This window comes from Paenarthrobacter sp. PAE-2, from assembly GCF_026013155.1.
Lineage (GTDB): Bacteria > Actinomycetota > Actinomycetes > Actinomycetales > Micrococcaceae > Arthrobacter > Arthrobacter ureafaciens.
In genome coordinates this window covers 26,950-45,042 of the sequence record NZ_JAPDNV010000015.1, presented here as the reverse complement: position 1 = coordinate 45,042, position 18,093 = coordinate 26,950, and the positions used below count along the sequence as shown (strand labels likewise).

Genomic DNA, 18,093 nt, shown 5'->3' with positions numbered 1-18,093 from the left:
TTCATTGGCTTACCCGCAACAATGGTGCTTGCACGCCAGGCTGGGGTTTGGTGCCGCTGGCTTTGGGGAGTGTTTTGTGGGCAAGCATCATGAATCAGACCGGGTAGCGATCCTGGTGCGCACCGAGGGTTTCCGCCGCGTTTTCATCGCAGGCGCCCTCGCGATAGCTGCGTTCTTCGCTTTTGGATTCCAACCGCTGACGTCCGGTCCGTCGTATTCGGTGGATGGCGCGTCGGCACAAGGAGTCGTCGGCCCGCTGGCACTGGGAACCTTGGTGCCGCCTGAGGCTGAAACCCTGGTGCTGGACAACATGCCCGAGCCTCCTCAGCAAGTGGCCGGCACGCCGATGGTGTATTTCGACCGTGCCTTGGTCCGTACCGTCGGTGCCGATGGTTCCGGCGCGTTGACGGTTGCCTCGGCAGGGCTGTCCCGTCCGCCGGCCGGTTACCTGTACTCACCCCTGGAAGTCCTGAATCCCAGCTCTCCCTACGGCTACCGCTTCAGCCCGCTGACGGGCCTGCCCGGTGAATTCCACTGGGGCCAGGACTATGCGGCGGCTTGCGGTACCCGCGTTTACGCGGCGGACTCGGGGACGGTCAAGGCCGTGGGCTGGCACATCTGGGGTGGCGGCAACCGCGTCGAGATTGAGCACGGCAATGGCTTGGTGACCACGTACAACCACTTGCAGGCCATCGGAGTTACCCAAGGCCAGTCAGTCCGGGTTGGCCAAGTGATCGCCGAGGTCGGCACCACGGGATGGTCCACCGGCTGCCATCTCCACTTCGAAACGATCGTCAACGGGCTGCACACCAACCCGAACCAGTGGCAGTTGCTGCCCATCAAGCAGATCGATCCGCTCCAGGGCATCACCATGGTGAACTACCAGCCCGGTGTCGGCACGGGATCCGGCACTCCGCAGTGGGCAGTGCCCATCACGGACGGGACCACCCGGGCAGTCATCGGTGGTGAGCATGAAGAAGGCGGTGAGCACGAAGAAGATGTGGCTCCGCCCGTCACGCAGGCACCGGTGAACCCGGGGACGCCGTCCAGCACGGCCACTCCGTCCAACCCGGCCGGCACGCAGACCGCTACACCGACTCCCACGCAGACGGCTACGCCGTCGCCAACCACGACGGCGACACCAAGCCCGACGACGACCGCCACACCGTCGCCAACCGGGACCGCAACACCGACTCCGACGCAGACGGCCACGCCGTCGCCCACCGGGACTGCGACGCCGACTCCCACCGGAACTGCTGCGCCCACCACTACGGCGCCGACGACGACGGCCCCCGTCACTACGGTTCCCGCCGCACCGACGGCTGAATCCGCCGTCGTACCGCCTGCAACGACAGTGCCGCCTGCAACGACAGCTCCGGAACCCGCACCCGTAGCACCTCCCGCGGTGACTGCACCGGAACCGGCTCCGGCAGTGGTCGCTCCGGCACCCGCCCCGGCTGTGGTGGCGCCGGCACCGGCAGTCGTTGCACCTGCGCCGGCTCCGGTCGTGACGCAGCAGGCTCCCGCCGCCCCCGCACCTGCACCGACGCCGGCTGCAACGCTGGCGACACTTCCCACGGTGGTCTTGCCGCCTGGATACATTCTGATCGCACCGGACCTCGTTCAGCGCCCGGATGGTGTGATCGTGCCGTTGTCCAGTCTGATTCTGCCCTCGCCTTAGACACTGCACCCTGCGGACAGACCCGGCGATGCCCGCAGGGAGGAAGATTTTTCCAACTCTCCGCCCGAAATTAGCCAAATGTTAGCTTCCTATCTGGTTGGATTGTAGGTACTGGGTTGACACGGGAGTCGCCGGCTCCCACGGACGCTAAGGCAGCTATGGAGCTCTTCGAGGCCGAATATCCGAAACCAGGTCACGTGCTGTTGCACCTGAGTGATCTGCACCTGCTGGGCGGGGCGCGTGCACTCCACGGTGCTGTAGACAGCACGGAGCGGCTGCGCGAAGTCTGCCAGCAGATCATCGATTCGAGGATCCAGGCCGAAGCCGTGATCTTCACCGGCGACCTCGCGGAAAAGGGCGAACTCGAGGCGTATGAGCGGCTCCGCGAAGTAGTGGAACCGCTGTGCGCGGCCCTCGGGGCTACGCCGATCTGGGCCATGGGTAACCACGACAACCGGGCTAATTTCCGCGCGGTTTTCCCGGAGGCCGCGAAAGGCAGCCGGCCCATGGATCCGATGGACCGGAGCTACTTCGTGAACGGCCTTCGGATCATCACCCTGGACACCACGGTTCCCGGCCACCACCACGGCGAGTTGTCGGAGGAGCAGCTTGAATGGCTGGCCGATGAGCTCTCCACACCAGCCCCCGACGGCACCATCCTGGCGCTCCACCACCCACCCGTGCCCTGCGTCCAGGACCTCGCGGTATTGGTGGAGTTGCGGGACCAGGCCCGCCTGGCCGCCGTCGTCGGCAACTCGGACGTCAGGGCCATCCTGGGCGGCCACCTGCATTACTCGACGTCGGCCACCTTTGCCGGCGTACCGGTGTCGGTGGCTTCAGCCACCTGCTACACCCAGGACCTGGCGGTGGGCGCCGGCGGCCAGAGGGGCCGCGACGGCGCCCAGGCCTACAACATGGTGCACGTTTACGAGGACACGATCGTGCACTCCGTGGTGCCCCTGTCCGGCGGCGACACGGTGGGCGAAGAACTCGACGCCGAAGGAGTCCGGCGCCGCCTGGAGGCCGCCGGAGTCGCCATCCCCGGCCAGTCACGCACACGCTTCAGGGGGAAGACCCGCTTGTCTACTTCTCCCAAGGTGCCTTGACCGGAAAGTACTTCTCCAGGAAGTCAGTCACCAGCTGGGCGCGTTCGTCCGCGTGGACCTCGGGGAAGCTGCCGTCATTGAGGCAGAAGAGGTCCATGTGGCGCTTGGCAAGGAGCTTGGGCAGGTAGTGCAGGCCGGACCACAGGGTGGTGTCCACGTACCGGACCCGGGCGTTCTCCTGAGTGACTGCACGGCCGGTCAGGAGCGCGTAGTAGTGGTAGAACGAGTTGGTCACGGAGATGTTGTCCGCGGCCCGGAAACGGCTGGCCGCGGTCTTGGCGAACTCGCTGGGGAACTCATGTTCCATCCGGGCCACCACGCTCCGGCGGAGCGGAGCGGCCGTGTGTTCCAGGTGCCTGGTGGTGATCCGGCCGAAGCGCTCCCACAGCAGCTTGCGGTTGACCCGTGCGGCGTTCTCGAAGCCGCTGCGCTCGGCGTCGTTCTCGCCGAGCCCGATCCTGGTATCCGCTTCGATGAACTTGGTGATGCCGCCGGGCGTGAAGAACATCTCCGGTCCAACAGGCCTGCCGAAGAACATGTCGTCATTGGAGTAAAGGAAGTGCTCCGAAAGACCATCGATGTGGTGGAGCTGGCACTCGACGGCCTGCGAATTGTGCGTGGGCAGCACGGAGGGGTCACTGAAGAATTCCTCGCTGCGGACAATGGTCACCTTGGGGTGGTCGGCAAGCCATGAGGGGGCGGGGGAGTCCGTGGCGATGAAGATGCGGCGGATCCACGGCGCGAACATGTACACCGAGCGGAGGGCGTACTTGAGCTCGTCGATCTGCCGGTACCGGGCCTCGTGGTCGTCACCCTCGCCCAGCACGGCATCTGCCTGCTGGGCGCGCCGTGCCGCGATGTACGCGGGATCGCTGCCGTCCACCCAGGAGAAAACGATGTCGATGTCGAAGTCGATGTCGCTGGCGTGGTCCGCAAACATGTTTTCTATGGTTGGCCACTCCAGGCCGTGCCGGGTCACGGAACCGCGCACGGCGTCCTGCCGCAGCAGGGTCCGGCGGGTCAGCGAATTCTCCACGGGCAGTTCCAGGCGATCGCCATCAAAGCGCCAAAGTTCCAGCTGGACGCCCAGGGCGGGTCCGTACCAGAGCCCGCCGCCGGTCTCTACCCGGGGGCGGTAGAGGCGGAAGATGCGGGACTTGCGGTTGGCGGACAGCTCCCCGTCCGCTACCAGTACCGAGACCTTCTTCTTGGCATCTACGGTCATCGAATAGAACGGCTCGTTCCGGAAAGCCTCCACCAGTGCGTCCCGCACGGCCTTGCGCGATTCCCAGTCGACGGCGATGACCGGACGTTCGTCGTTGCCCCGCACCAGGATGAAGTCGACGCCGGCGGCGTCCAGCGCCGCGCGGATGTCAAGCAGATCCGCAACCATGGCCTGCTGTGGCGTGAGGTCGGTGTTAAGGAGGGCATAGCGCCCGCGGTGGCGAACGACGTCGGACCTGTGTTTGAGGTGCGCAACAACGGACGCGGTGGCCGCCTCCGCAATCGAGTCCTCCTCGACCGTGGGGCTGCCGTGGTAAACCTGATCGACCTGTGCCTGCGTGATGGCTGTTCCTCCTTGCTGTGTTGAGGTGAAGCTGATGTTGAGGGCGCTGCCTTGCGGCGGAGCCGGAGCTAGATGTCCAGGGCTTCGCGCCAACTGCGAAGGAATGCTCCTCCGGCGTCGTCATGGATGACGTCAGCGGCAAGCTCAAGGTCCGCCGCGGTGAGGATGGTGTAGGGCTTCACCGGAACACCGTCCGCGGGCCGTACATCCACATGCTTGACGTCGTGGTCGTTGTGGTGGAGCCAGTCCGCCATGGCGTAGTCGGTGCGGGAATCGCCCACTGTTCGCCAGGAGAGCGGCGTAATGCCCTGGGCAGCCAGGAGTTCCACGGCACGGCTTGCACCCAGGTCCTTGCCCAAACGGACCGACTCTATGTCCGTGGAGATGATGGTGGGGTCCAGCCGGTAGTCCGCGGTGTCATCGGATCCGGGTGCGTGGTGGTCCAGGATGGCCGCGTTGAGGTTGTGCCGTGCCATGATGTCCAGCGCGTCGGCGTCGAAGAGTTTCTGTTCGGCGAGGTAGTCCTCGCTGGCAACGTCAAGGTGTTGCTCCACGGACACCATGGCCCGCTTGGTTTCGTCGAAGAACATGTGTGAGGCGTAGTCCTCGGCCACCAGCCGGCGGATGTCGTCGCCGTAAGCCTTGGGCACCGCGAGTTCGTGGTCCACGTGGATGGGACCGGGACCCTCGGCGGTGTAGCTGAACCAGACCGCACCTTTCTCGCAGATAGCGTGGATGGTGGTGCCTGCAGGCATGCCCGCGGCAATCATGGGCTCCATGACCTGTTCGCTGATGAAAGCATCGGAACGGCCGGTATTGAAGATGACCGGGATGCCCGCAGCGGCCAGGGCTACGAGGTCGGCGATGATGTCCGGCTTCACGTCCCGCGTGACAGGGCTGGCGATGGGACCGTCGACGTCGAGGAGCAGCGCGAGGGCCGGGTTCTCCCGGGTAACAGTCCGGCCGGGACTTTGGAGCGGTTGAGTCATGTCCCTATTCTGTCAGTCCGCGGGGCCCACTCCACAGCTGTGACGCCGCGGGCCCGATAATCACCATTTGGCTACAACCTGCCTGTGCCGGGGCTCACAAGTTCCGTTGGGGCTGTAACTTCCATAGGCTTGCAGGGTGATCTTCAAAGCTGTGGGCGAGGGACGCCCGTACCCTGACCATGGATACTCCGCGCCGCGGGATTGGGCTGCCCTGCCTCCCCGCCCGGTCCGGCTTGACGAGCTCGTCACCACCAAGCGCACCCTGGACCTGGAAGCGTTGCTGGCTGAGGATTCAACATTTTTCGGAGACCTTTTCCCCCACGTGGTCCAGTACCAAGGGGTCATGTACCTGGAAGACGGACTCCACCGGGCGGTCCGGACGGCACTGCATCAAAGGACGGCGATCCATGCCAGGGTGTTGGTGATCGATGGCTAGGCGTCCCAAGGATGTGACGCACCTCCATGGCCATCACGTGGTCACGGGCGAGGAACTTCGCGCCACGTTCGCCGACGACTCCGGGACGCCGCCCTCACGGTTCGGGAGGCGGCTTTTCCACGCGATCGTCCTGGTCCTCCTGGTGGGGGTCATCGCGGCCGGAGCCGTGGGCGCCTGGGCCGTCATGAACGGCGTGGTGAAAGTGCCCACCGCAGTAGCCAGCAAAGCTCCCACGAGCCTTTGCCCGGGAACCACCTTCGACTACGTTCCCAACGAAACCGTCAGCCTCAACGTCTTTAACGCCACGTCCCGCAGCGGACTGGCCGGCACGGTCGCGGAGCAATTCGCCGCACGCGGCCATAAAGTGGGCGCCGTGGACAACAGCGACACCGCCTATTCGGGAGTCGGCGTCGTCATATCCGGCGTCAAGGGCCAGGCGGCCGCCTTCAACATCCAGCGCAACCTCGCCGGTACCGACTACTACGAGGACAACCGTGAGGACGAGTCCGTGGACGTCATCCTCACCCCGGGCTACGAGGGCCTGGTTGAACCGGAACAGGTTGACAAGACGCCAGGCAAGCTCAGCTGCCCCCGTGAGGACCTCCGCATCGCGGACAATTCCAAGTGGCCCATCATCCCCACGGATCCCGCAGGCAACTAAACTCCCACAGCGCTTCTACGCGTCGCTGGCCTGCAGTGTCCCCGCCGCGGCAGCCCGGACTGGCCTGCCGGCGTCGTCGAACTTCGCCCCAGCCCCCAGCTGGATGAACCGTACGGTGAGCGCTGTGGCGGTTTCGACGTCGGTGAGCGGCGATGGCAGCGGCGCGTCGCCGTCGGGCGTCTTGTTGCGTCGTGCGGCGCTGGCGGACAGGGTGCCGTGAATGAGGCGCGCCAGCTGCGCCACGTCCACGTCCGGGAGGTAGCCCTGGCGGACCCCGTCCTTGAGGATGTCTTCGAGGAGGATGTTCAGCCCGCCGACGTGGTCTGCGAGTTTGGCGAAGGAGGCCGGGGATAGGACAGCTGCCATCGCCGGCCCGGGCGGCAGGTGGCGGCGGCTGAGGTCCTCCACCTGGGATCGGACGTAGAGGGCCAGCCGGTCCACCGGATTGTCCAAGGCTGCCAGGGAATCGCGCAGGTCCCCGATGAAACGTTCGGTCTCGTCCAAGGCGTACGCGATGAGCAGTTGCTCCATGTCCGCGTAGTAGTTGTAGACCGCGGTGCGTCCCACGCCTGCGTGGCGGGCGACGTCGGTCATGGTCAGGCCGGGGAGGCCGTGGGTGAACAGAAGCTCACCGAACGCTGTGAGGATACGACGTTGGGTCTCGGCGCGTTGGGCAGCGTTCGTGGCGGCCGTGATCCTTGGCATATAGACACTTTACCGTTATCTGTCAGCAAATACCCGTGAACCCTGCGGGGCGGAGGCGGGCGGAAACTCGCGTAGCATCGAGTCAACCGGATTGATTTCACCAAGGGGGACTGTTGCGGGCAACGGTCAAGGATGTAGCGCGCCGCGCGGGAGTGTCTCCCAAGACCGTTTCGAATGTGATGAACGGCGTGGTGCCAGTCAGTGCGCCCACGCGCCTCAAGGTCGAGCAGGCCATGCAGGAGCTCGACTACGTTCCCAACCTCTCTGCGCGGGGACTGCGCAACGGCCGCTCGGGCGTCATTGGCCTGGCCCTGCCGGATCTGGCCACGCCCTTTTCCGCCGAGCTAGCCCACCATGTGGTGGAAGTTGCCCACGAACAAGGGTGGAGCGTGCAGATCGAGGAGACGGGATCGGATCCGCAGCGGGAACAGGACCTGATGACCCGTGCACGGTCCAACCTGATCGACGGCCTCATCCTCAACCCCGTGGTCCTGCAGGAAAGCGCCGTCAAGGTTGGTGTTTCCCTTCCTCCGGTGGTGCTGCTCGGCGAAGTCACCCAGCACATAGCCGATCGCGTGTTTGTGGACAGCATGGCTGCGGCGCGGGACATGACGCTCGCGCTGGCAAAACCGGGACGCCGGAGGATTGCCGTACTGGGCGTCAATGCGGCCCGGCCGTCGTCAACTGCCATCCACCGCGCGGCCGGCTACGAATCCGCCTTGGAGACCTTGGGCATAGCGCCGGACGATGAACTGCTGATCCGCTGCGAAAAATGGACGTCCGAGTCCGCGGCGGCAGCGCTTGATTCCTGGCTTGATTCGCACCCCGTGCCGGAGGCTTTGTTCTGCTTTACGGACTCCATGGCGCTGGGGGCGCTCAACGTCCTCTGGAAGCGGGGCATCCGGGTTCCCGATGACATTGCAGTAGCAGGATTCGACGACGTTGCGGACGGGCGCTTCGCTGTCCCGCCCCTCACTACCGTTTCCTTCGACCGGCGCCGTGTGGCCTCCGAGGCACTACGCCTGCTGACTGATCGAATGACGGACCGCGACTCCTCCCAGCGCGTGATGCAGGTGGATTACTCCATCGTGGAGCGCGGCAGCACTGCCCCGCGGGGCAAGGAAGGGCACTAAGCCCGGGGCCAGGGAAACCTCCGCACTCCGGAGCTGGCAACGCCGCTTGACGTCAAATTGTTTGCGCTAACAATTTTTCCTTGCCTTGCAATTTACATCGTTGTAATGTGAGACCTGCGTCACTCCGGCTCCACCATTCAGCTGGACACGGCGCAAGCAAGCCGGACTTTGCAGCTAGCAGTGACTTTCAGCGGACCCATCCAAAGGAGTGACGGGTGAAGCAATTCGAAATGGCCGGGAGACAGGTATCCAGGCGGCAACTATTAGCCGGATCCGCGGCCCTCGGCAGTCTGGGCCTGATGGCCGGGCTGACCGGCTGCGGCGGAGCGGCCCAGGCGTCCCAAGCGCGCGAGATCGGCTTCTGGCATCTGCTCTCCGGTGGTGATGGCATCAAAATGCAGGCGATGATCGCCGCTGCCAATCAAGCCAACCCGGGATTCAGGGTGCACCCCACCGTGCTGGCGTGGGGACCGCCCTACTACACCAAGCTGGCCATGGCCTCGGCCGGTGGCCGGCCCCCGGAACTGGCCATCATGCACGCAAGCCGCGTGCCCGGCTACGCGCCCGGCGGACTCATCGAGCCGTGGGACTTGGACCTCCTGGCCGAAAACGGTGTGCGGCCCGAGGACTTCGCCCCAAGGATTTGGGAGAAGAGCCAGCAGGACGGCAAGGTCTTCTCCATCGCGCTGGATTCGCATCCGTTCATCATGTTCTACAACACGGACGTGGCGGGCAAAGCCGGATTGTTGGAAGCAAACGGCCAGCTCCAGCAGGTCTCCACCCCGGACGATTTCAAGACCATGGCCCGGGAGATGCAGAAAGTAACCAAGGCCCGTGGCTTGTCTTTCGGCTACCTGAACCTGGGCTCGCAGATGTGGCGCCTTTTCTACACCCTTTACAAACAGCACGGTGCGGAGATCGTACTCACTCCGGGACAGGAAATGCAGGCGGACAGGGATGCCGCCATCGAATCGCTTGAGTTCATGGCGTCGCTCTTCGATGACACCATCGCGGCCAAGAGCGGTGATATCAATACGGGCATCGCCGAATTCGTCCGCGGCGATTCAGGCATGTTGTTCAGCGGAGTGTGGGAGCTCCCCACCATGAAGAAGGCCAAGCTGCCTGTGGACGCGGCAACCATCCCCACCCTGTACGGAACGCCGGCCTCGTACGCCGATTCCCACTCCTTCGTCCTTCCGCGGCAACTCACTGCAGACGCGGACAAGCGCCGCGATGTCTATAAGTTCGTCAGCGACATCCTCAAGGGCTCCCTCGCTTGGGCGGAGGCAGGGCATATTCCGGCGTACCAGCCAGTGGTCCAGTCGCCGGGCTACCGGCAGCTGTCGCCGCAAATCCACTACGCCAATGCCGCGGACATCATTACGTACGATCCGGAGTCGTGGTTCAGCGGGTCCGGCTCGGACTGGCAGACGTACTTTGCAGAACACATCCAGAACGTGCTTCTGGGCCGTGACAAGGCAACCACAGGTTGGGACGGCTTCGTAGCCCGCACCAACGATCTTCTCTCCCGTCCCAACCCGGTCTAACCGTCCTACCGAGCGACAAAGGAGTCCTTCATGAGTTCCTCTACCTTGTCCCGGCAGGCCAGCCAGCCCGGGACCACCCAGAGCCGGAACGCCAACGCCGGCCTGTCACTTCGCAGCAAGCGGGACGCCCTGAGCGGGTGGACCTTCTCCGCACCGTTCCTGGTGTTTTTCCTTGTCTTCCTTGTATGGCCCATCATCTACGGCTTCTACATGAGCCTCACGGGCAAATCCCTCACGGGGGCCAATGATTCCCTGATCGGCTTTGCCAACTACTCCGAGGCCTTTGCCGACGCCGGAATGTGGCGATCGTTGGGCAACACCCTGTACTTCACCGTGATCAGTACGGTGCCGCTGGTACTGGTTGCGCTGCTGATGGCGGCCCTGCTCAACATGAACCTGCCCGCACAGTGGCTGTTCAGGTTGTCCTACTTTGCTCCATTTCTTTTGGCATCCACCGTGGTGTCCTTGTTCTTCACCTGGATGTACAACCCGCAACTTGGCCTGATCAACGATTTCCTCGCCAAGATCGGCCTTCCCAAAGTGGCCTGGCTGAACGACCCGAACGTGGCCATGTGGGCCATTGTGATCGCCACGCTGTGGTGGACCGTTGGCTTCAATTTCCTGCTGTACCTGGCAGCCATGCAGAACATACCGGCACAGCACTACGAGGCCGCGTCCCTGGACGGGGCGGGAGGATGGCGCCAGTTCTTCTCCATCACCCTGCCGCAGCTCACACCCACCACGGTGATGATTGTCCTGTTGCAGATCCTCGCGTCGCTCAAGATCTTCGACCAGATCTACCAGATGACGGCCGGCGGTCCCGGCGGGTCCACCAGGCCGGTGGTCCAGTACATCTTCGAAACCGGATTCACCGGCTACCGGCTGGGTTACTCCGCAGCCATCTCCTACATCTTCTTCGGGCTGATCGTGGTGGTTTCCGTCATGCAGTTCGTCATCACCCGCCGCAGGAGCGCATAGCCATGGCAACCACAACCCTCACCCGTCCCGCACAGCACACCGGAACCACCCAGGACCTGCGCAAGCCGCGCAGGAAACTGACGGTCGGCAGGGTGGCCGCGATCGTCGTCGCCGCCTTCATTGCCGTTCTCTGGCTTATTCCGTTCGCTTGGGCCACCGTCACCGCTTTCAAGACCGAGACGGACGCTTCGGCGTCGAAGATCAGCTGGATACCGCCGTCGGGCTTCACGGTCGAGGCGTTCGCCAAAGTCTTCCAGGACGGCAACATTCCGCTGTGGACGTGGAACTCGCTCTACACCTCGGCAGCCATCACGATCATCACTCTGGTGATCTCGGCGCTGGTTGCCTACGCCCTGTCCAGGATCGACTTCAAAGGCAAGAAGCTGCTGATGACGGTCATCATCGCGTCCATCATCATTCCGCCGCCGGTCCTGATCATCCCGCTCTTCTACCAGATGCTTGCGTTGAAGATGATCGATACGTCGTGGGCCATCATCCTGCCGCAGGTCATCCATCCCGCCATGGTGTTCGTGCTGAAGAAGTTCTTCGACCAGATCCCGAGGGAACTCGAAGAGGCGGCCGTGATGGACGGCGCCAGCCGGATGCGGATCTTCCTGCAGATCATCCTGCCGCTGTCCCGTCCGATCCTTGCCTCGGTGGCCATCTTCGTGTTCATCGGTGCGTGGAACAACTTCCTGTGGCCCTTCATCGCCACCAACGACGATTCGCTGCTGACCCTTCCGGTCGGCCTGCAGACCATCAAGAGCGCCTACGGCGTGCAGTACGCGCAGAATATGGCGTCCGCCCTGCTCGCCGCGCTGCCGCTCATAGTCGTCTTCCTGTTCTTCCAGCGCCAGATCATCAAGGGCATCTCGACGACGGGACTCGCCGGGACCTGACCCGGCACCTGCGGAGCACGCCAGTACCGAAAACCGAAACCTGACACCCAGAGCCGAAACCCGGATTCGAAACACAACCAAGGAGATTCATGTCCCGCGCACGCATTACCCTCGACCGCGACTTCACTGTTGGCGAGGTAACCCGCCGGCTGTTCGGTTCCTTCGTGGAACACATGGGCCGTTGTGTCTATACCGGCATCTACGAACCCGGCCACCCGGAAGCGGATGAGAACGGCTTCCGCCAGGATGTCCTCAAGCTCGTCAAGGAACTCGGTGCCACCGTGATCCGCTACCCCGGCGGTAACTTCGTTTCCGGCTACAACTGGGAAGACGGCATCGGCCCACGGGAGGACCGGCCGCGCCGCCTGGACGGGGCCTGGCACACGGTGGAGACCAACGCGTTCGGCCTTCACGAGTTCGTGGACTGGTCCCGGCAGGCCGGCACCGAGATCATGGAGGCCATCAACCTGGGGACCAAGGGAGTTGACGCTGCCCGCCAGATCGTGGAATACGCCAACCACCCCGGCGGCAGCTACTGGTCCGACCTCCGGGCCAGGAATGGGCACAAGGACCCGTTCGACATCAAGCTGTGGTGCCTCGGCAACGAGATGGACGGGCCGTGGCAGATCGGGCACAAGACCGCCGAGGAATACGGCCGGCTGGCGCAGGAAGCTGCCAAAGCCATGCGCTTTGTGGATCCCACCATTGAATTGGTGGCCTGCGGAAGTTCCAATTCCGGGATGCCCACGTTCGGCGCGTGGGAGCAAACGGTGCTCACGCACACCTATGACGAGGTGGACTACGTTTCCCTCCACGCCTACTACCAGGAGCACGACGGCGACGTCGGCAGCTTCCTCGCTTCCGCCGTCGACACCGACTACTTCATCGAGTCGGTGGTGGCGACCGCCGACGCTGTCCGGGCCAAGGGCAAGCACAAGAAGCACATCAACCTGTCCTTCGACGAGTGGAACGTCTGGTACCAGCGCGGCCGGGACACCGAGGACCAGTTGAGCAACATCGTCAAGGGCCCGTGGGTTGAACACCCTCGCGTGATCGAGGACAAGTACAACGTCACCGACGCCGTGGTGGTGGGGACTCTGCTGAACTCGCTGCTGCGGCACGGCGACCGCGTGAAGATCGCCAACCAGGCGCAGCTGGTGAACGTGATCGCGCCGATCTTCAGCGAGGCCAACGGACCGGCGTGGAAGCAGTCCATCTTCCACCCGTTCGCACGCATGGCCGAGCTGGCCAAGGGGCAGATCCTGCAGTTGTCCGTTAACTCGGACAAGTACTCGAACGCGCGTTTCGGCGACACGGACCTGGTGGACGTCAGCGCCACGTGGAACGAGGAAACGGGCCGGGTTGCCTTGTTCTTCGCCAACCGCGGACTGGAGGAGGCCGCCGACGTCGAGGCCGCCCTGCACGGCTTCGACGCCCGGCATATTCTTCGGGCCGAGGTCCTTGAAATACCCGACGGCGGGGACCGCTTCACCATCAACAGCCAGTCCCAGCCGGATCGGGTGGGGCTGACACCTCTGGAAGGCGTCAAGGCCTCCGGTTCCGAGCTGCGGCTGACGCTGCCCGCTTTGTCCTGGGCCGTCGTCGAACTTGAGGTGGCGAAAGCCTAGCCCCCGCACCCAACTGGGTCGCAGTTGAGCACATTTTGAGCCGTCAGAACGCGCTTAACTGCGACTTACTTGGGGAAGTACGACGGCGGGTGGTCAGTTGACGGCGCAACCGTCCGGGCCGCAGGCCTCGGCATCGGAGGATCCCACCGGGATCAGCGGGTTGGCTTCCTGCCACGCCTGGTTGAGGGCTTGGGCGAAGAGCTCGGCGGGCTGGGCGCCGGAGATGCCGTACTTGCGGTCGATGACGAAGAAAGGGACGCCGGTGACGCCGATGGCGCGGGCCTCGTTGATGTCCATGGTGACCTCTTCGGTGAACTTGTCCGAGGTGAAGAGTTCCGCCACCTCACCGGCCGGAAGATCCAGCGCCGCACCCAGCCCGGTCAGGTACTCCTGGCTTCCGATGTCCTTGCCGTGCTCAAAGTGGTCGCTGAGCAGGCGCTCCTTCGCCAGGTCCTGCTTGCCGTGGGTGGCTGCCAGATGGATGAGCCGGTGGGCCGTGAAGCTGTTGGCCACCACAACGCTGTCAAAGTGGTAATCCAGCCCTTCGTCTTTAGCAGTCTGCGTGACGTGGGCGAACATCTGCTTGACCTGATCCGGAGCCATGCCCTTGCGCTTGCTCAGGTAGTCCAGCTCGGTGCCGTCGTAGTGTTCGGGGACGGAAGGATCCAGCTGGTAGCTCCGCCATTCCACCTCCACCGAATCGCGGTGCGGGAACTGTGCCAAGGCAGTCTCGAAGCGCCGCTTGCCGATATAGCACCATGGGCAAGCAACGTCGGACCAGATCTCAATCTTCATGGTGTGGACAACCGGGGCAGCACAGGGAGCATTCCATATCAGGGATGTTATTTTCCTCACGCGCCGCATAGCCTTATTGAGGGTTATGTAGTCAGCCCGCGTTCTGGGGGTTGCTTGAAAGGCCCAAGCGTGCGCATTGGACTCATTGTGGGACCCTGGTTCACTGTTCCGCCGGAGAAGTACGGCGGCACCGAACGGGTGGTGGACGCCCTTGCCCAGGCCCTCGCTGCTGCCGGGCACGACGTCCTGCTGGCCGCGTCCTCGGACAGCACGTGTCCGGTGTCCCAGCTTCCCGGATTCGGCGTCAGTACGCCTGGAGAGTTGGGCCAGACGCTGAGCGAACTGGAACACATCATCAAGGCCTATGCGGGCATGGGCGAGGTGGATATCATCCATGACCACACCCTGGGCGGGCCCCTGTACGGGCACAGGCCCCCGGGCGTTCCGGTGGTTACCACCATCCACGGACCGCTGAATGAGCAATCGGCGGTGCTGTACCGGGCCATGGCATCAGACACGGTGGTGATCGCCATTTCCCACTGCCAGCGGTCCCGGGTGCCCGATGTTCCGGTGTCGGCCGTGATCCATCACGGATTGGATCTCTCCACGGTGTCCGTCGGCAGCGGCAGCGGAGGCTACGCTTGCTTCGTTGGCCGCATGTGCCCGGACAAAGGGCTCATGGAGGCGGTGGGGATCGCCCGGGAAGCCGGGATACCTCTGCGGATCGCCGCCAAGATGCATGCCAAGGACGAACAGCGTTTCTACCATGAAGTGGTGAAGCCTGCGCTGGGCCCACAGGAGGAGTTCCTGGGTGAGCTGGCTGATCCGGAGAAGTACCAGCTGATGGGTGACGCCGCCGTCCTCATCAATCCGATTCAATGGCACGAACCGTTCGGGCTGGTGATGATCGAGGCATTGGCCACCGGAACCCCGGTCATTGCTACGCCCATGGGTGCAGCCCCGGAGATCATCCAGCACGGCGAGACCGGATTCCTGGGCGACGTCCACCAGTTGGCCGGTTTCGTGGACGCCGCAACGAAGCTTAGCCGCGCCGATTGCCGGAGAGCCGTTGAGGGGTACTTCAGTGCCGGCCGGATGGCAGCGGACCATCTGGAGCTCTACGCGCGGGTGATTGAACAATTCAAGGGCAAGGGGGTTACGGGCGGGCCTTACGTGAAAGAGAATCAAAGGCAGGCCTTTTAAAACCGCAGCTAAGGAGCCCCACCGCCCATGACAGCCTGGAATGCAGATACGGAAGCAGGAGCGTCCGAACTGGGGGCGGTGACGGTCGTCGAAGGCTCTTCCTTCTGCATCTCATCCCATACAGGTGACGTCCACGCGGGGGGTTCGCAGGGCGCTTACTACCAGGACACCCGAATCGTCTCCCGCTGGGTACTGCGCATCAACGGCGAACCGCGCGAGCCCTTGGTGGCCCGCAATCCGACGGCTTTCCAAGCAGAATATGTGGGCCGGGCCTGCACTGAGGACGGCCGGTTCGAGAGCCCGCTGCTGGTCCAGCACCAGCGCAGTATCGGCTCGGGGCTTCGGGATGACATCACCATCCGGAACTACTCCGGCGAGCCGTCCAACTGCACCATCGAAGTGATCCTCGACGCCGATCTAGCGGACCTTTTTGACGTCAAGGGTGGTCGCGCCGGACACACTGACGGGACCCTGAAGACCGCGTATGAGGACCGGTTGTACATCGAGTCCCGCCACTCAAACGGACAGCAGCGGGGCGTTTCCTTCCACGCAGAAGGGGCAAAGGTCACCGAGGAAGGGCTGACGTTCAATGTCACTATCCCTGCCAGGACCGACTGGACCGCCACTGTGATTGCCCTGCCCATCACTAATGGGAAAGAACCGGAGAATCCCTTTACCGCGGCGACACCGCTTAGCCACAGCGTCGGCGCGCAACGCCATGAACAGTGGGAGGAGCACGTTCCCCGCATCAGCGTTACCGACATCAACGTCACCGGTGTGCTGGAGAAGAGCCAGCGTGACCTCGGCTCCCTGCGGATCTTCGATGCGAAACACCCCGACCGTGCTGCCGTGGCGGCCGGAGCGCCCTGGTTCATGGCGTTGTTCGGCAGAGACTCGCTGCTGGCCTCCTACATGTCGCTCATGGTCGACCCCAGCCTCGCCGCCGGCACACTGCAAACGTTGGCAGGCCTGCAGGGGACCAAAGTGGACATCGACTCCGAAGAGGAGCCGGGGCGGATACCCCACGAAGTCAGGCTCGGGGTGACTGCAGGGCTCTCGCTGGGCGGCACGGCCTACTACGGGACAGCCGATGCCACTCCGCTCTTCGTCTCCACCTTGGGCGAACTCAGCCGCTGGGGACTGGGGTCGGACATCATCGAATCCCTGCTCCCGCACGCGGACCGCGCGATCGAGTGGATGGAGAAGTACGGCGACCGCGACGGCGACGGGTTCATCGAGTACCAGAGGCCGAACCCCCACGGCCTGATCAACCAGGGGTGGAAGGACTCATGGGACGGCATCAACTTCGCCGACGGAACCATGGCGGAGGCACCGATCGCACTCTGCGAAGTCCAGGCGTACGCCTATGCGGCGTACGTGGGCCGTTCCTTGCTGGCACGCGCGGCGGGGGACACCGCCGTCGAACGCCGCTGCGCGGACCGGGCCGAGGCACTTAAGGAGGCTTTCAACAAGACGTTCTGGCTGCCGGACGAGGGCTATTACGCGCTCGCCCTGGACAAGGACAAGAAGCCCGTGGATTCGTGCACGTCCAATATGGGCCACTGCCTGTGGGTTGGCATCGTGGACGAAGACAAGGCGCCGCTGGTGGCGGAGCGGCTCATGTCGCCCGAAATGTTCACCGGCTGGGGGATCCGCACCCTCGCCTCGGATATGGGCGCCTACAACCCCGTCAGCTACCACAACGGTTCGGTGTGGCCCCACGACACCGCGATCGTCGCCACCGGATTGATGCGTTATGGCTTCGTTGAGGAAGCCAGCCGCGTGGCCAGCGGATTGTTCGACGCCGCCAAGCACTTCGGCGGCCGGCTTCCGGAACTTTTCTGCGGCTTTGACCGCTCGGACTTTCCGGAGCCCGTTCCCTACCCGACGGCGTGTTCCCCGCAGGCATGGGCGGCTGCCGCTCCGGTGCAGCTCGCCAGGATCCTGCTGCGATTCGATCCGGACTTCACCCGGGACGTGCTGCACCTGGCACCGATACTCCCCGCATCCTTCGGGACGTTCAGCGCTGACAACGTCTTGCTGGGTGATTCACGGATCACCATCGAGGCAGCCGGGCCAACGGGGTCGGTGGCGGGTTTGCCGGAAAGCCTGCGGCTGCGCAACGATCCGCGGCCACCGTTGGCCGGGGACCTGTTCGGCTAGACCGCGTACTCCATGACGAAGTCGTGCTCCACGGTGTTGCCCAGCTGGAATGACTTGGTGCCCACCCGTTCGAAGCCGTTCTTCTCGTAGAAACGGATGGCCTTGGCGTTCTGGCTGTTGACCCCGAGCCACACACCGGCCGCTCCCTTGTCTGCCGCATCGGCAAGGGAGGCCTTCATGAGCCGGGCAGCTGCGCCATGGCCGTGGTGTTCGGGATGGACGTAGCACTTGCTGAGTTCGGTGGAAGGCTGGGCTGAGAGGACCGAGGCCACATCGGGGTCGCTGGTGGGCTTGGCGACGAGCATGGTGTAGCCGTTTAGTTGGCCGGCGTCATCGAGCACCAGGATGGTGATGTTCGCGTCCGCGAGGTACTCGGCGAACCTTGCCTCGCTCAGGTGCTTCTCCAGATGGGCCTGGATGTCCTCCGGGGAGGAGCCCGGCGGGCACGCCAGCGGAAAGGTGACGGCCGCAAGCTCAGCGAGCTTCCCGGCGTCGTTGCTTGTAGCGGTGCGGATAGTCTCGGTCAACGCAGTGTCCCTCCAGGAGTCGGTTACGGAAAATGCCCCCAAGAACGCATCTTAGGGGCATTTTCCGTGCGCAAA

16 protein-coding genes are annotated in these 18,093 nt (G+C 64.0%); 11 read left to right on the top strand and 5 right to left on the bottom strand.

Annotated features, from left to right (window positions below):
• Positions 1 to 76 precede the first annotated feature (76 nt).
• Positions 77 to 1,681: a M23 family metallopeptidase gene (locus OCL88_RS11390; RefSeq protein ID WP_264962577.1), complete on the top strand. Its 1,605-nt coding sequence runs from the start codon at positions 77 to 79 to the stop codon at positions 1,679 to 1,681.
• 158 nt (positions 1,682 to 1,839) lie between these two features.
• The gene (locus OCL88_RS11385; protein WP_264962576.1) at positions 1,840 to 2,787 is read left to right on the top strand and encodes a phosphodiesterase; all 948 of its coding nucleotides are present in this window, start codon (positions 1,840 to 1,842) and stop codon (positions 2,785 to 2,787) included.
• Here the strand turns inward: OCL88_RS11385 and OCL88_RS11380 are convergent.
• Both OCL88_RS11380 and OCL88_RS11375 read right to left on the bottom strand, forming a co-directional pair.
• A complete protein-coding gene (locus OCL88_RS11380) occupies positions 2,765 to 4,294 on the bottom strand; it encodes a stealth family protein (protein ID WP_410868491.1) in 1,530 nt (509 codons plus the stop codon). The two genes, OCL88_RS11385 and OCL88_RS11380, sit on opposite strands and share 23 nt — an antisense overlap.
• A gap of 128 nt (positions 4,295 to 4,422) precedes the next feature.
• On the bottom strand, positions 4,423 to 5,343 hold the full coding sequence (locus OCL88_RS11375) for a hypothetical protein (RefSeq protein WP_062095081.1): 921 nt from the start codon (positions 5,341 to 5,343) through the stop codon (positions 4,423 to 4,425).
• Positions 5,344 to 5,479: 136 nt separating this feature from the next.
• Here OCL88_RS11375 and OCL88_RS11370 point away from each other — a divergent pair, with 136 nt between their 5' ends.
• The gene (locus OCL88_RS11370) at positions 5,480 to 5,779 is read left to right on the top strand and encodes a type II toxin-antitoxin system VapB family antitoxin (protein WP_021471645.1); all 300 of its coding nucleotides are present in this window, start codon (positions 5,480 to 5,482) and stop codon (positions 5,777 to 5,779) included.
• Positions 5,772 to 6,440 (top strand): LytR C-terminal domain-containing protein, encoded by a 669-nt coding sequence (locus OCL88_RS11365; RefSeq protein ID WP_193592098.1) that lies wholly within the window; start codon positions 5,772 to 5,774, stop codon positions 6,438 to 6,440. The genes OCL88_RS11370 and OCL88_RS11365 overlap by 8 nt, the downstream gene beginning before the upstream one ends.
• 15 nt (positions 6,441 to 6,455) lie before the next feature.
• Here the strand turns inward: OCL88_RS11365 and OCL88_RS11360 are convergent, their stop codons facing one another.
• A complete protein-coding gene (locus OCL88_RS11360; protein WP_062095083.1) occupies positions 6,456 to 7,145 on the bottom strand; it encodes a TetR/AcrR family transcriptional regulator in 690 nt (229 codons plus the stop codon).
• 113 nt (positions 7,146 to 7,258) lie between these two features.
• On the opposite strand from OCL88_RS11360, the gene OCL88_RS11355 reads away from it, so the two are divergent.
• The 5 genes from OCL88_RS11355 (at position 7,259) to OCL88_RS11335 (ending at position 13,330) form a co-directional block, all read left to right on the top strand.
• Positions 7,259 to 8,278: a LacI family DNA-binding transcriptional regulator gene (locus OCL88_RS11355; RefSeq protein WP_264962575.1), complete on the top strand. Its 1,020-nt coding sequence runs from the start codon at positions 7,259 to 7,261 to the stop codon at positions 8,276 to 8,278.
• 215 nt (positions 8,279 to 8,493) lie between these two features.
• Positions 8,494 to 9,825, top strand: coding sequence for an extracellular solute-binding protein (locus tag OCL88_RS11350; protein WP_264962574.1), 1,332 nt, complete (start codon positions 8,494 to 8,496; stop codon positions 9,823 to 9,825).
• A 30-nt stretch (positions 9,826 to 9,855) separates the two neighbouring features.
• Positions 9,856 to 10,803: a carbohydrate ABC transporter permease gene (locus OCL88_RS11345; protein WP_062095088.1), complete on the top strand. Its 948-nt coding sequence runs from the start codon at positions 9,856 to 9,858 to the stop codon at positions 10,801 to 10,803.
• A 2-nt stretch (positions 10,804 to 10,805) separates the two neighbouring features.
• The gene (locus OCL88_RS11340; RefSeq protein ID WP_264962573.1) at positions 10,806 to 11,702 is read left to right on the top strand and encodes a carbohydrate ABC transporter permease; all 897 of its coding nucleotides are present in this window, start codon (positions 10,806 to 10,808) and stop codon (positions 11,700 to 11,702) included.
• Between the two features lie 89 nt (positions 11,703 to 11,791).
• Positions 11,792 to 13,330, top strand: coding sequence for an alpha-N-arabinofuranosidase (locus OCL88_RS11335; RefSeq protein ID WP_264962572.1), 1,539 nt, complete (start codon positions 11,792 to 11,794; stop codon positions 13,328 to 13,330).
• A gap of 93 nt (positions 13,331 to 13,423) precedes the next feature.
• Here the strand turns inward: OCL88_RS11335 and OCL88_RS11330 are convergent, their stop codons facing one another.
• Entirely contained in the window at positions 13,424 to 14,125 is a 702-nt protein-coding gene (locus OCL88_RS11330) for a DsbA family protein (RefSeq protein WP_264962571.1), read from the bottom strand.
• Positions 14,126 to 14,254: 129 nt separating this feature from the next.
• Between OCL88_RS11330 and OCL88_RS11325 the strand changes: the two genes are divergently transcribed.
• Positions 14,255 to 15,328, top strand: coding sequence for a glycosyltransferase family 4 protein (locus OCL88_RS11325; RefSeq protein WP_264962570.1), 1,074 nt, complete (start codon positions 14,255 to 14,257; stop codon positions 15,326 to 15,328).
• Positions 15,329 to 15,355: 27 nt separating this feature from the next.
• Positions 15,356 to 17,491: a glycogen debranching N-terminal domain-containing protein gene (locus OCL88_RS11320; RefSeq protein WP_264962569.1), complete on the top strand. Its 2,136-nt coding sequence runs from the start codon at positions 15,356 to 15,358 to the stop codon at positions 17,489 to 17,491.
• Here OCL88_RS11320 and OCL88_RS11315 read toward each other — a convergent pair.
• On the bottom strand, positions 17,488 to 18,018 hold the full coding sequence (locus tag OCL88_RS11315) for a GNAT family N-acetyltransferase (RefSeq protein ID WP_264962568.1): 531 nt from the start codon (positions 18,016 to 18,018) through the stop codon (positions 17,488 to 17,490). The genes OCL88_RS11320 and OCL88_RS11315 overlap by 4 nt on opposite strands.
• Positions 18,019 to 18,093: the final 75 nt, after the last annotated feature.

What these genes read in the sequence shown, in the direction of transcription:
- OCL88_RS11360 (WP_062095083.1), bottom strand. Translation starts at nt 7,145, where the DNA reads ATGCCAAGGATCACGGCCGCCACGAACGCTGCCCAACGCGCCGAGACC.
- OCL88_RS11365 (WP_193592098.1), top strand. Translation starts at nt 5,772, where the DNA reads ATGGCTAGGCGTCCCAAGGATGTGACGCACCTCCATGGCCATCACGTG.
- OCL88_RS11330 (WP_264962571.1), bottom strand. Translation starts at nt 14,125, where the DNA reads ATGAAGATTGAGATCTGGTCCGACGTTGCTTGCCCATGGTGCTATATC.
- OCL88_RS11335 (WP_264962572.1), top strand. Translation starts at nt 11,792, where the DNA reads ATGTCCCGCGCACGCATTACCCTCGACCGCGACTTCACTGTTGGCGAG.
- OCL88_RS11375 (WP_062095081.1), bottom strand. Translation starts at nt 5,343, where the DNA reads ATGACTCAACCGCTCCAAAGTCCCGGCCGGACTGTTACCCGGGAGAAC.
- OCL88_RS11320 (WP_264962569.1), top strand. Translation starts at nt 15,356, where the DNA reads ATGACAGCCTGGAATGCAGATACGGAAGCAGGAGCGTCCGAACTGGGG.
- OCL88_RS11340 (WP_264962573.1), top strand. Translation starts at nt 10,806, where the DNA reads ATGGCAACCACAACCCTCACCCGTCCCGCACAGCACACCGGAACCACC.
- OCL88_RS11345 (WP_062095088.1), top strand. Translation starts at nt 9,856, where the DNA reads ATGAGTTCCTCTACCTTGTCCCGGCAGGCCAGCCAGCCCGGGACCACC.
- OCL88_RS11385 (WP_264962576.1), top strand. Translation starts at nt 1,840, where the DNA reads ATGGAGCTCTTCGAGGCCGAATATCCGAAACCAGGTCACGTGCTGTTG.